The following is a 14,926-nucleotide window of genomic DNA, read 5'->3' on the forward strand; positions in this document are numbered from 1 at the left end:
TAGATTTAATTTTACTTTAAGGTATAATTATATGATTATGAGTAAACCTAAACAAAAATCACTATTTAATGTTTTGAGAAAAAATATTTTGTCAAAAACGGGAATAGCAGTTAGTCTTTTTGGAGTTGGGGTTTTTACGGCTACTGCCGTTTTAACTACTCGGATTTCTTATTCGGGTAATCCGCGAGAAAATGTTCAAAATTTTGCCAAAAAAATTAACTTAGTCTCATTTAAATTAGGTGATTTATCTGCTAATGATGATTATTATAGTATAAAAAACATAATTTTTGATGAAAACGGAAACAAACAAAAAGATCTCGATCTTAGTCGCCTTGTTGATGTTTTTCAAAAAACAAATGATCTAAACCAAAAAATTGATCTCACTGATGAAGTTGATATTCATAAACCACACCTAAAATTTGTTGATATTACAGCAAATGATGATAGTCGAAGTTTTGAAATTAAATATCAAGTTAAACAAAAGTTGCCTGACCAAAGTTTTGTGCAGTCAGATATTTATTCTCAAGAAATTAGTTTTTTGCAAAAATCACAGTTTTTACGTTCAAATTTTAGCTCTAAATTACAAAAAATTGTCAAACTTTTTCAGACTAAATTTTCTAGTCTAAAAGATAAAAACTCAACTAAAGAATTCTCAGCTGATTCGGGAAATACCCAGGCGACTTTAAATGACAACATTTTTCTAAAGCGAGCTGAGGATATATCAAGTTTTTTGAATTTAGCCCGTACTTCAAAGGAACTTGAAAATAAAATAAGTAAATTATTACCACAAATTAAGCATATTTTATTTGATCTATATAATAGTGAGGAAAATTTAATTCCTGATTCTAATAATAAAATCTTTAATTTTTCCTTTGAAAAAAATCAGTTAACAAATGAATATGCCTTTGTTGATAGCAGAGGTTTTTTAAATTTATTTTTAAAAGCTGAATTTAGTTTAGAAGCTCAAAAACTACTTGATTTTCCTGAAGTTAAAAGTTGAATTGAACCAGTTAGAATTGTTGATAATGAAGGAAACTCATTATTTACAACTTCAAAATCTTTAATAGAAAGTATCGAGTTATCAAATACTGAATCTAAAAAAATAGTCAATATTAGTGTTCTAGATTTTCTAAATTCATTACAGACAAAATTCACCTTATCGAACTTTGATATAAAAAACAAAAAAATTAATAAAGAAATCGTTCAAATAATCAATCAGGTTTTAGAAAAACCTTTGAATATTGGATTAAAAAATTCATCAAATAAATTACCTAATCAAGGTGTTAATTTAGTTTTTGATCCTTTTAATGTTGAAATTTCTAAAAATGACACTAAATTTGACTTAAAATTACCCTACAAAATTCAAATTTCTGAGAAATTTTACGGTAATGAATCATCGGAAATAGTTGAAGAAAAATTAGGCGTTCTTAACCTAGAAAACTTTAGCATTATTGATGAAAATAGCGACCAAAAAATTGACGATGGACGCTATTTTCTTTTTTTAAATCAAAATTTTGATTTAAAAATGTTTAAAAAAGATGATACTACTAAGGATAAACAAGAGCTTCCTGAAGTTAAAAAAACTGAAGAAACTGATGAATCAGACGCAAAACAAGTCACTGTACAAGAAGATACTGTTTCCATTGAAACCCAATCTACAACAACTGACGCAACTTCCCAATCTGACACAACAACTCAAACCGAATCTACTACCGAAGCTGAAGGTAATACTCATACCAAAAAACAACCAAAATACAAATACTTTTTACTAGATTCTAACAATCCTTATAGTAAAAAAGAAATTGATCAACTAATTCAAGATAATGATTTTGAAAAATTAAGTCGTCATCTTCAAAGTATAAGTGGTTATAATTATAATTATTCAAATCACGAAAGTTTAATCAAAGCTTGAACTGGAACATTAATTTTCCCATTTGACTATGCAAATAGTTTTAAGACTGATAATTCACTACATGCACAAAAAACCGGTACAATTTCATTAGATTCGACTCAGTTTTTGCAAAATCCTAATGAAACTGGTGCTTTCTATTCATTTTTAGCAAAACAAAATCCTAGAATTGTAGTTCAAGCATTTGTTGATTTTTTAAAAACATCAGGTTTAATTTTTAATTTTGTTGATCTTGATAGAGATTATAATTTTGACTGAAATAAAATTTTTGAAAGCGCAAGACGAGTTAAACTTAATTCAAGCAATTTTAAGAAATTTAGCTTTAACAATCAATATACCAACCTTGAAAATTCAGGATTTGTATCAACATTATTTTTACCTAAAGATGTTAAGTCCAAAATTTCAACTTTAAAAAATGATGAAAAAATTCTTGAATCATTAACAAGCCTAAACCTTTTTGACCAAAAAAGTGATCAAATTGCAAAATTTGAGAAAATTGATGAAAATATCGCTAATTTTGAAACTTTAGCAGATGTAATTAGTGCCTTTTATTACAAAGCTGGTCTTCTAAATAATTATCAAAATTGGTCAGAAATTGCTCTTCTAGATTCAGAAATTATTTTTGAACCAAATGATGAAATTTCACTCAGCGATCTTGAGGAAATTAAAAAACAAAGTACTTCTGACCAAGTTGAAGATATTTCAAAAAAATATAAAGCTATTAACTATTATTACAAATTAGGAATAAAGGATGAATTTGGAACAATTAGCGCTCCACTTTTTGAAAGTCCAAAAACCACACTAATACTCAAAACAATTGACGAAAAAACTGCAAAAATTAACGAAGTTACTAAAAAACTCGACCAAATAATCGATGCAATTCCCGTTTCTTACCAAACAATTCACCTAAGTGCAGAAGATTTTGATAAATTAATTGGTCAAAATAGCACAACAACAAGCGGGTCAGATGGTGGTACTACGGTTCAAGCAGCTTTGGTTTCTAGTCATTCTTCACAAAATTTACAACCAAAAGTACCTGTAAATCTTTTTAGCGATGCTGAGTGAACTCAAGAATCTCAAGAATCTCAAGAAACACAACAAACTCAACAAGGCGAAGGTGAACAACCTCAAGTTGAACAGCAAGCTCAAGAAACTCAACAAGCCGAACAAGTCCAAGAAACCCAAGAAACCCAAGGAACACAAGAAACTCAGGAATCTGGGGGTGAACAAGAAACTCAACAAATTCCAGAAGCTCAAACATCTGAAGGCGAGACCGACACTCAAACCCCTGCTGAAACTCAACAAGAACAAGACGAACTTACACAAAAATTACCAAAATTTGGTGCAGAAATTAGCCAAATTCTTAACAAAAGTTTTACTAGTTTATTTACTTCAACAGAAAAAGATAGTCCTAAATTAAAAATTAACATCGAAATTAAGGATGATATTTTAAAGGATCCAAATAAAAAACTTATCACAATTCAAGTAGGAATTCCAGAATCTTATCTAGAAAAAGTTACTGCCGAAGAAAAAACAGATCAAGAAGAAAAAAATGATGAAACAAGTTCAGAACAATCTGAAACTGATCAAGAACAAAAAAATAATGAAGCCGGGCCAGATCAAACCCAAACTGATCAAGGACAAAGTGATAACGGAAACACTTCAGATCAAGACACAACTGGTCAAGGAGCAAATAGTGGATCAGCTGAAGACGAAACTGAAGCTGTTGAAACAAAACAAGTTTTAACTTCTGAAACTCCACCGGCACCCGCTCCAGCTGCGCCTCCAGCAACTCCAGCTTCCCCTGCACCAGCGACCCCATCTTCAGCTCCAACTGCTGAGCCAACAGCTCCGGCACCCGCAGAAGCTGCCGAACAGCCAAAAGAAGAAAAATATCGTTATTCAAAAAAATTCAATATTACTGTAATTAAACAAGTTAGCACGAGTCAAACTCCAAGCGATTCAACACCATCAAATACAGATCAAAGTTAAAATAAGGAATTAAAATGATTGCAAAAAAGCATATTAAAATAATAGCAATTGGCTTAGGATCGACAATTTTTGCTTCAACAGTTGTCGGTATTGCCCTTGGATTTAATAGTTATAATAAATCATATTTTGAAAAACTTGCTGAAAAACCTAAAGATTTCAAACTTGATTCTGCTAGTTCAATTGATAAAGACCAAGTTTTTGGACTACTAGATAAGGTCAAAATTCAGACTAATTTTAGTGATTTATCAGCAAAATCAGCGCTTGAATTAGCAACAAATCCTTTATATAGTTTGGATTTAGCGACAGTTTTTAACTTTGATGAGCTAAAAAATAACGGTTTTGAAATTAGTTTTGACTTAAAAGATGTAAAAGTTGAAAATAGCGCAATTAATGATGTTTTAGTTTTTGTTAGTGACCCTAAAACTAATGCAACAGTTACTAAAAAAATTAATTTGACCGGATTTAGTACAAAATCTGACTCAAATCAGCTCGAAAATTTTGATATTGACACAAAAAGATCTTCGCTAATATTAAAATCCAGAAAATTAGTTAGTCCAAGCGAACTAAAAGCAAAAATTCAAGACTCCTATTCAAAATTTTTGAAAAATTTAAGTCCAGCTCGAGCACTTGAGCGTGCTTTTATTGAAAACAATATCGGACTAAACCTAATTAACGGACAAAATTTGCCTACTTTTTTAAACTCAAAGCAAATTATCACTCCAGTTTTAAAAGACAAAAATCTCAGTTTTTCTTCACTTGACGATTCAAAGGCGACTTTAAGTCTAAATTTAGAAATTCAAAATTTAGGCACTAAAACAAAAACAAATTTTGAACTTCCAATTCAAGGGCTCGCTAATTTGTCCCAAATTTTTGAAGACTTATCTGTTTTTATCGCCCAAAGTGGTCAAGATATTTTCAAACTAAAACCGCAAGTTCAAGCTGATTTAATTAATAAAGATCAATCTTTAGCAGAAGTTTTATACCAAAAAGCAAATAGCGACTTTAATTTTAGTTCATTTTTTGAATCTAATTTCCTAAAATCTTTTAAATTCCGTGCAAATGATAGCGATATTTGGGATCTAGAAATCATACCTTCTTTGAAAAAAGTTGACGACTCCGAAAAAGATGAACTTTTAAAGAGTCAACAAGTTCGCTTTTTAGTTAAGGTTAGTCCGACAAAAAATCAAAATTTAGCACTAAAAGTCCCAAATTTTGACTTAGAAATAGACTTTCAACCTGATTTAAGACCTCTGGAGCGCAAAATTGCAAAAGCCCAAGGAAGTCTTGCAAAATCAACTAATTTTTCCTTTCAAAAACCTGAAAATAGTCCGACAATCACGGCCACTCAAATTAATTTATATGTTAGCCAAATTTTTGATATAATTAAAAATAATTCTGAAGACGAAGATGATAAAATTATTGAAAAAATTGCCGCTAATACTTACTTTTTAGAAAAAGGAAAAACTGGAACTCCCGAAGAAATCCAGCAATTTACCAAAGATTTACAAGAACAAATCAAAAAAGATGCCGAAATTAAGCCCCAAAATCCTGACTCTGACAACAGTCAACAAACTGACAATCCAGGCAGTCAAAAAACCTTTGGACTAGGAGTTTCCATTTTAAAAACACTGCTTTTAGCAAAAAACAATGCCCAAAATGTTGAATTAGAACTAAATTCAACCCCACTTTCAAAAGCTTTAGAGTTAAACTTTAGTCTTATTGATAAACAAACCGGCCAAAACCTTGCTGATTCAAAAATAGTTATTTCCAATATTTTTAGTGAAAAAACTGCTTATGATGTTACTCGCGAATTTAATCCTTTAGTTTTTATTGACGGTAAAAATGATGTTGTTGTCCAAGAAGATGGTGAGTCAATTCTTAGTGATTTTGGTCGTCCTGAACTGAAATTTAAAGGGAAAATAACTAAAGAAAACGACGGATATTCAATTACTAAAACAATAAAATTCCAACCTAGTCAAAGTAGTGCAACTCTTGATTCGGGGGCAGCGGGATCAGCTGGAACTTCAGGTGCTCAAGGGTCTTCAGGTTCAACAGGTTCAACAACCCCACAAAATCCAACTAATATTGACAAAGGTTCATTCTTTTTGGCTTTTAAAATTAGCGGAATTAACGATTTTAACAAACATTACCTAGTTTCTTCAAAAGATGGTAAAGGAATTTTTGTCCAAAGAGTAAAAAACACTCGGTCAAGAGGATCTTTTTTAAGACAGATCGGTACTGAATCTAACAGCGGAACTACCCCTCCAGCCGTTTCTGAAGCTCAAGAAATCAAAAATGCAAATCCACAATTTGCATATATTTTAGGAATTGATTATGACTTTAAATTTAGTTTTGGCAACGGCGGTGATCAAGAAGCCAAACCCGCCAGATCCCAACAAGCGCTAATTTTACCACCTGAAGTTCTAAAAGAAATTAAGCCCGATCAGTTTGCCGAACTAACTCGGCAAGCCAGCGATGAGACAACAATTACTTTGCAAAATCGATCACTACTTTACCGTAAATTTAACCAGAAAAATAACTTTGAATCAGACACCCAGTTTATTCAAGACGGATCAACAATTGTTGTTGAAATTTCGATGAACAAAGAAACTGACGGATCAGGAACCTTAGAGGTAAGTGGATATTCATCTTCAAGTCAAAGACCTAAATTTGATAAGGTTTATTCAAAAACTATTTTTAACAAAGATGAACAAGGAAAATCTTCACCAAATAAATTTAACACCTACAATCTTGATTATTTCCAAATTGGGCCTAATCCTGATGTGATTGTAGAACAAACTGCTGATTCAGGACAGACTAATTCTTCAGAACTTCCAGAACCAATTTTTCCAGATTCAAAAGCAAAAGTTTTAATTAAGGCTTTTGCGGTTGTAAAAAATTCTGATTTTGGCGATGATGAAAATGCTGTCAAAGTTGCTCGTGATAAAACATTAGAATCTTTTGTAGATGCTTATTTAAACTAGTAAATTTAAATAATTTCGAAAAAAAGACTAATTAATTAATTAAATAATTAAATAATTAAATAATTAAATAAATAAATAAATAAATAAATAAATAAATTGCCCCTTTGAGTTTCAACTGAAGGGGGGTTTTTATTATTTTAAAATTAACCTTTTGCAAAAAAAAAAAAAAAAATGTTTGGTTTAAGAAAAAATTCTGTTATAATTGAGTAACTAAGAATAAATTAATAAATTTTGATATTGAATTAAGGGGGGATTAGTTATGTTTTTTGGCTAAAAAAATCAGAAAATGCGAATTATCCATTATATTTTTAAATATGATGGAATGCCTTAAATTTAACCGTTTAGAAATCTATAAATTTAGGGCTTTTGATTATGGCTCTTTCAAAACTTCACATATTTTTTTAGGCTCAATGTAAGTAAAAACGAGTTTTTTATTTGCATTGAGTTTAAATAGTAGTTGTATTTTTTATGATTTTTGATGATATTAAAATTAAAATCAATCAAGATGATCGGCTAATTTTAAATAGTTTTTCACTCGAATTTGATAAGAAAAAAAATCGAATTTAGTACCTATACTCAATTTTTTTACTGTTTATGCTAATTTATTGAGAACTCTTGACAAACAAGAAGTTCTAGTACATCAGTAATCCTAGGAAATAATGACCCATTATTAACTTTTATATTACAAAATAGTTTTTATTAAGATAATAAGACAATAAATTTAAGTTTTTTTATTGTTTAAGTTTATCTTTTTGGGCTTTGATAAATTCCGAAACTACGTCATAATGGATGTATTTTCTGATTTTATTTTTGTTATCATCAGTATTAGCTAAATTTTTTATTTTGATAATATTTTCTTTTACTTCTTCATTTAGTCTGCCTTCAACTAACCTCTCGATTCGGTCGTTGTGATCAACAGTGTTATTATCATTAATATAATTCTTAAGTTTTTTACTATCGATATTCATTTGTTCAGCGAATTTATTTATTTCATTATCAGAATTTTCACTCCGTTTTTCATCAACGCAAATATTAATATCAATGCCTCGATTATCATTATACATTTCAATAAAACATTCTCTAGCAAATGGCTGGTCAACTTTAAGAAATTTTGTAATTTCGCCTTGAACTAGCGCTAAAAATTCCTCTAAAGTTAGTTTTTTATTGGACTCATAAAACAAACTTTGAATATATGAAGAATCGATTTTTTCTCTTAAAACACTTGGTTGAAGATTGTCTAATTCATTAAAAACTTCATCATATTCTTTGTTTGGATTGGTGTTGTTATATTCAATTCGAACATCCTCAATTCTCACGTTTAACTTTTTTCACTGCTCTTCATTTAATCAGATTTTCTCATTTTCTTTATTTTTTTTCCAGCTAAATCCGAGAATTTCGGCACAAATTAAACTTTTTTTAATTTTTATAAAACATTCTACAAACTTTTTAGCATCATTTGGGTCGATAGATTCAGGTACATTCTCAAAATCGGGATGCTTTCAATCGCTAAAAAGTTTTTGTAAACTTCTAAAATTCTTGTTAATTTCCTCGTAAAATACTTCAATTTTCTTTGGATCTGCCATTTTTGGATCGGCATAAGCATAAGCTTTTAAAGCTTCAGTAAGCTTTTCATATAAAAAAATTGGTCGGTGATAAAAAATAATATTTCCAAAAGGTTTATTTTCGTTGTTTTCAATACGGTTTGTTCTTGAAATTGCCTGAATTAAATGTTCGTATTTAAGAAGTCGATCAAAATAAACCGTGTTTATGTATTTTGAGTCATAACCTGTTAAAAGTTGGTCAACAACAATTAACAAATCTAATTGACCTTCGAAACTGCCATTTTCTAACTTAGTTAAATTATCCCTCTTTAATCTGTCTTGAATATCTTTTTTAAACTTTTTATGTGTATTATAATCAAAAGACTGACGAAAATCTTTGTTGTATTGTTGTAAAATTTTTTCAATATCCTCTTTTTTGTCCAATCCTCGCGATTTATTTGACGAATCAACAGATGAATCAATTGAAGGATCAAAAAGTGCTGTAACTTTTAAATTTAGCTTTTGTTCTTCAATTTGTTTGCTAAAAATTTCAAAATATTTAATAGCACTTTCGATTGATTCAACAGTTAGCATTGCAGAATAAAAATATTTATTACTTCGATTAGGCCATCATTCTAAAATATTTTTAACAACCTCTTCTTTATATTGTTTTTCATGAGTTGTACCGTATCTCTTGAAAATTTCCTCCTCGAGATCAATAATTTGTTTATCATTTTTACCAAATTTAGAACGGTATTCAGTAATTCCGATTTTATTTTTAACGTTTTCTTGAACTAAATCTAGTGTTGTAGAAGTCAAGTGCTCCATAAAACTGTATTCTGAACTAAATGCTAGTACTTTTTTATCTTCCATAGCATTTTCCATTGTGTATTTGTGCAATCTTGGGCCAAAATTATCTTCGGTAGTTACCCCGAAATCATCAGAACTTACCCTATTTTTAGCGTTTATATCAATTATTGGTGTACCTGTGAAACCAAAAATAACTGAATTTGTCATGTTTTTGAGAATATTGGTAAACATATCACCAAATGTTGTTCGATGTGCTTCGTCAAAAATGAATATTTTTTTCTTTTTTGTAATTTTGTTTAACTTTTTACTAAAATTCTCATTTGTTACCCGTGATTGTTTATGAATTGAAGTTATAATTAATTTTTGTCTTATAGAATCAGTAGAAAGATGATCAATTAAATTTTCTGTTGATTCTGCTTCAATAACATCGATTTTTCCTGAAGAATTAAAGTTATTAAACGATTTTAATGTCTGAGTGACAAGTTCAATTCGATCAGCAACAAAAATTACAATATCACTAAGCTCTTTTTCCAAAATGAGAGTAGCCAATTTAAAACTAGTTAGCGTTTTTCCTGATCCTGTTGAGTGCCAAACATACCCACCTTTTTGGCACTCATGCAAATTATTAGAAAAATTTAGATCCCTTTTCAATCGTCTACCAATTATTTCTTCAACCGCATGAACTTGATAACTTCTTAAAACCTTAAGATTTTTTTCCTTGTTATCCGCGATTATATAGTCGCCAATCATTTTATGAGCCATTGGAATACTGAAAAATTTGTCAATTAATTCTAAATAATCATTTATAGGACGATTATTTTTGTCAGTTCATTTTAAAAAATTTTTATCATTAATATTTTCAATATCATTTGTGTTTGGCAAATACAACATTTCATTAGGTTTCATTGCGACAATAATTTGTACTAATTTAAAGATTCTTTTATAAAATCCACTCTTGGCATAATTTTTAATTTGGGTTATAGCACTTTGAATTTTTTCAGATTGGTTTTTTAATTCGATATGAATTAAAGGCATCCCGTTAAATAAAAGCATTAAATCAGCACGCTTTTCATCATTCTTTGTTGTCTTAAATGTTACTTGACACGCAATTTGGTAAATGTTATTTCCTATGCCGATATCTTTTTTTGAAAATATTTTTAGTTGTACTTCTTGGCCAATTTTTTCCGGGTCTAGTGATGGATTTGTTCTTTTAATGGAAATATACTCATTAGTTAGTAATATATTTGTTTCAACAAAGTTTGGGCAATTATCAATTTTTTCAATAACTTGCTCCATTTCTTCATTACTAAGACTAACATTATTAAGTACGTCTTTGTTGTTATGAAACAAAATATCTTTCCAATTTTTTACTAAAATTTCTTCTGTGACATTTTCCAAAATGACACTATACCCATTTTTATAGCCAGATTCATCTCTAAAACCTTGCCAGCCATTTTTTGGGCTTGTTAATCTATCAACTATTGCTTGTTCAAATTCTTTTTCACTTTTAAAATTTTTCATATGCACCTAAATGAACATTTCATTTAATAAAGTTTTTTTAATTTTTTGAAAATAGGCAATTTTTTGCTCATACGCAAGAATTAGTGAGTCAAAAGTTTCAAAAAGTTGCGAAATTTTTTGCTGTTCGCTAACATCAGGAGTGAATTTTACCTCAATTTGAGCCATATCGATAATTTTTAGAGAAGGGATAATGCCATTTGTGACATTTTTTTTCGTTTGAAATCCAATTACAATGGCAAAAAATTCGTTTTCAGGATATTTTTTTGAAGTAAGTATTCCACAAGAACCTGTTGCAAAAAATTTTCCTTTTCGGAAATTAACAACTCCTGCCTTTACACCTGCGGTAGTCCAAGTTATTACATTTTCAGCCAAAAATTCTTTATAATACCCCAAAATCCCATGATTTTCTGTTTGCGATGAATAAACCGGGTAGATGTATCCGCTCTCTCTCTCTCTCTCTCTCTCTCTACTGACTTAGTTTTTATTTGGCTTTTTGTTAGTGATTCTCCTCGGGAAAGCTCAAATAAATTTTCGACTTGATCAGTAATTCATGCTGATTTAAAACCTTTGAATCTAATTGAAGCAAAATCTGAACTAAAATTAGCAAACATTTTATTAGTAAAACCATTTTTAAGATTTTTCAGAAGGCTCATTTTTTCTTCAAGTTTATTAATTAAGTTTTCAAGTGTCTCAAAAAGTCGCGAAATTTTTTGCTGTTCAGGTCAGTCTGGTTGAAAAAATGTAAAATTAACAAAAAGAGGGAGTCAATGTCTACCATGATGTCTTACATTGTATTTAATTTTTTGTAAAATTAAATAATGAAAGTAAAGATTATCTTTTGGATTTTTATTGATTAACAATTTAAGCGCAGAACTTCTAACTTTGAAATCAAAATCGATAAACCGAGATTGAGTTGTAAAATCATCAAATAAAATTATTGGTGAATTTTCTGATGCTTTTTTTATATTTTTTGTGTCTTTCGCATAACCAAGCACAAAAGTTTTTCCCGGAGTTAAAACGGGAATTCCATGATTAAAATATTTAGTTGATGACTGAATATATTTTCATGATTGTTCGTGTTTTAAAGCATCGCCCAATCTTTTTTTAACTCAAGGCTGATTAAATCCTTCTACTCTAATTTTAGAAATATTGCTATTTTTGGACATTAATTTGCCTTCAAAATATTAGACAATTTTTTAATAGCTTCCATGTCTGCGGGACTTCCCTCAAGCTCATCCAAAAAAGTAGACATTTTTGTTTCTAAATCAGAAACTTTCTTTTGAATATCAACAAAAGTGTGCTTATATTTGTTTAATATTTCGGATATTCCTGAGATTTGCTCATCAACGAATTCTTCACTTTTTTCCTTAAAGTTTTGAATAAACTTTTCTCATCATTTTGAAATTAACAAATCATAAAAATTTTTTTCATTCAAATTCAAATATTGATTGTAGGAATTATTAGTTAAATCATTTTTTAAATTAGTTAAATCTTTTTTTACTTTTTCGATATCTGAATATTTTTCATTAATTTGAATTATTAAAGATTCAAAAGAATCTTTTTCTCTTGATTCTTTTGAATCTTTAAATGTTTTAGCTAATTTTTTAATGCCACTTTGAATTCAAGTGTTTTTCTCATCATTATAAATTTCATCAGTTTTATCTTCGTCACTAATTATCTGATATAACTCTTTTATTTCAGACTCAATTTGATCAATTTGATCTTGAACCTTATTTAATTGAGAAAATTCATCTGGGAAAAATTTTTGCTCAATTAAATCATTGCTAAAAAGTTTAGATTTTCATGACTTAATTCTACGAGAATCTTTCTCTTTCTGATTAACGCTATCAACTGATTCAATTTGATCATTTAAAAATTCTTTGATATCTAGGCTGCCAGAATCTGAAAAATTTTCCCGTAAAAGTTCTAAATCTTCCTTGACATTTTCAAAATTATCAATTATAATTTGGTAAACATCATAAGTATCAATTAATGGAAACTTTAAAGATGAAAAAATGTACTCAGTTATATCTTTTTCTAGCTGAATTAAGTTAATGTTTTTAATTGAATTAATATCAGATACTTTACTTTTGAAAAAATCAATAAAGTCACGCACTTTAGTTTTAAATGATTCTAGATAATTTTGAAAATCACTGTCATTATAAATAATATTTATATAGTCCTGCGAAAGCAAATCGTAATAATCGCTGTTTTCCTGGTCTTCTTTAAACATTTTTTCCTTGATTTGAGGGAAATTAAGGAAAAAACTATCAAAACGTTTTAGTTCTTTTTTGCTAATTGAGCCAAAAACTAATGAAAATAGGTCATGTTCTTCTTCTTTTTTTCCAGTTAGTTCAACATATCGTGAGATATTTAAATTAAAATTATTTTTTTCTATTTCTTCAAAACTAATTATTTTTGAAATTTCAGTTTCAAGGCGGTAGTTAACAATATCAGCAATTTTTTTGATATGTGATTTAGCAAAGCGGTTATTTTTGCCATCTTTAACAAATAAATTTGAAGCATCAACAAAAAGAATATCATTATTAAAACGATCTTTTCTTAAAATGATAATAACTGTTTCAATTCCGGTTCCATAAAACATATTTCCTGGAAGCCCAATTATAGCGTCGATTTGCCCTTTTTCAACTAGTTTTTTTCTAATTTGACCTTCACGACCTCCCCGAAATAAAACTCCGTGGGGCAAAATAACAGCACCAATTCCATCTTTTTTTATGTGATATAAGTCGTGTAATAAAAAAGCATAGTCTGCTTTGTTTTCAGGCGGCTCTCCGTATTCTTCAAATCTTTCTGTATGGCCGGCATTTTTTGGTTCTCATCTTTGTGAATATGGTGGATTTGAGACAACAGCATCGACAGTTAACAATCGATATGTGCTAGTGTCTTCATTTTCAAATAAAGGTCAATCATCTTCCAAAGTATCTCCTCTACGAACATAGATTTGATCGGAATTTATGTTTGACATAATTAAGTTCATTCTTGTTAAATTATAAGTTTCGTTTTTAATCTCTTGAGCATAATAAGTGATTGAACTTTCGCTATATTTTTTAAATTCTTGACCGATGTTTAACAGCAGACCACCTGAACCACTTGTTGGATCATAAATACTAATATCTTTGCGGTCTTTTAAATAAAATGCAACTATTCGTGAGATTAAGTCACTTACCTCATGAGGTGTATAAAATTCGCCAGCTTTTTTCCCAGCAGTTGAGGCAAATTGAGCAATTAAATACTCATAAATAAAACCTAGAACATCGTATTGTTGCCTAGTAGTTGGAATTTCATTGATAGTATCAATAAGTTGAGAAATGACTTCAGTTTGTTCTTTGGCATTTGGTGCGAGTTTTGCCAAATCAGTTTCAAATTTAGAAAATAAACCTTTAAATAATGAAGCATGAGAAGACTTTTTAGATTTATTAACTATTTCATTAACTCCATCACTAAAATCATTAAACGCACCTTGAAAGGCTTTAATGTCAAATTTTTGTTTATTTTTGACTCAAGAATCAAATAAATTCCGATGCTGGATAAAAAATCCATTTTTGTCTTTCAATGATTCTATCTTTCTATCAACTGCTTCCCAATTTATGACCCCAGTATTTCCAAGGTCAATTTCACTACGATCCAATTGATCATCCAAAAGATAGTGATCTTCCTTATCAAATTCCTGACTAATTAAATATTCAGTCTGTTTTTGACATAAAAATTTGTATAAAAGTAAACCTAAAATATAGTCCTTATATTCATAGGCCTCAAGATTTTTTCGCAACCTGTTGACACCATGTCAAATTTTTGCACCAAGTTGCTGCTTAGTTATTTTGCTCATAAAAACCACCTGTAAATTAAAAAAATTATATCATATTAAGGAATTTTCATAACTTTTTCCACATAAAGTTTACAAATGTCATTTTGCAAATTTTCTTTTTTTCTTTAATTTAGCCCAAAAATAAAAAAAGAAACATAGTAAAAAATACTAATTTACTGGCTTGTACAAGTCATTTTTATTTTTTTTATTTTTTTTCTTCTTTTTAAAAAAGTTGTGGTATAATTAATATCGATTTCATATATATTATGAGATTTTTAAGATAAGTAAAAATATTTTAAAAATATTGGTTTAATTCCCATCTCATAATAATTCTAGCAATCGG

6 protein-coding genes are annotated in these 14,926 nt (G+C 29.1%); 2 read left to right on the forward strand and 4 right to left on the reverse strand.

The window, feature by feature from the left end:
* The first annotated feature begins 31 nt into the window (after window positions 1-31).
* Together R7X45_RS01820 and R7X45_RS01825 are read left to right on the forward strand one after the other, a co-directional pair.
* On the forward strand, window positions 32-3,901 hold the full coding sequence (locus R7X45_RS01820; RefSeq protein WP_318051068.1) for a P97 family adhesin: 3,870 nt from the start codon (window positions 32-34) through the stop codon (window positions 3,899-3,901).
* 14 nt (window positions 3,902-3,915) lie between these two features.
* Window positions 3,916-6,885, forward strand: a complete 2,970-nt coding sequence (locus tag R7X45_RS01825; protein ID WP_318055694.1) for a P110/LppT family adhesin N-terminal domain — start codon at window positions 3,916-3,918, stop codon at window positions 6,883-6,885.
* A gap of 731 nt (window positions 6,886-7,616) precedes the next feature.
* Here the strand turns inward: R7X45_RS01825 and R7X45_RS01830 are convergent.
* From R7X45_RS01830 to R7X45_RS01845, 4 genes are read right to left on the reverse strand one after another with little or no spacing between them, the layout of a single operon-like run.
* Window positions 7,617-10,757: an HsdR family type I site-specific deoxyribonuclease gene (locus R7X45_RS01830; protein ID WP_318055695.1), complete on the reverse strand. Its 3,141-nt coding sequence runs from the start codon at window positions 10,755-10,757 to the stop codon at window positions 7,617-7,619.
* Between the two features lie 6 nt (window positions 10,758-10,763).
* Window positions 10,764-11,150: a restriction endonuclease subunit S gene (locus tag R7X45_RS01835; protein ID WP_318055696.1), complete on the reverse strand. Its 387-nt coding sequence runs from the start codon at window positions 11,148-11,150 to the stop codon at window positions 10,764-10,766.
* On the reverse strand, window positions 11,114-11,923 hold the full coding sequence (locus R7X45_RS01840) for a restriction endonuclease subunit S (RefSeq protein WP_318055697.1): 810 nt from the start codon (window positions 11,921-11,923) through the stop codon (window positions 11,114-11,116). Before R7X45_RS01840 ends, R7X45_RS01835 begins: the two co-directional genes overlap by 37 nt.
* The gene (locus tag R7X45_RS01845; protein WP_318055698.1) at window positions 11,923-14,604 is read right to left on the reverse strand and encodes a type I restriction-modification system subunit M; all 2,682 of its coding nucleotides are present in this window, start codon (window positions 14,602-14,604) and stop codon (window positions 11,923-11,925) included. Before R7X45_RS01845 ends, R7X45_RS01840 begins: the two co-directional genes overlap by 1 nt.
* Window positions 14,605-14,926 lie beyond the last annotated feature (322 nt).

The sequence above is a fragment of the Mesomycoplasma ovipneumoniae genome (assembly GCF_033343935.1).
Taxonomy (GTDB): domain Bacteria; phylum Bacillota_I; class Bacilli_A; order Mycoplasmatales; family Metamycoplasmataceae; genus Mesomycoplasma; species Mesomycoplasma ovipneumoniae_G.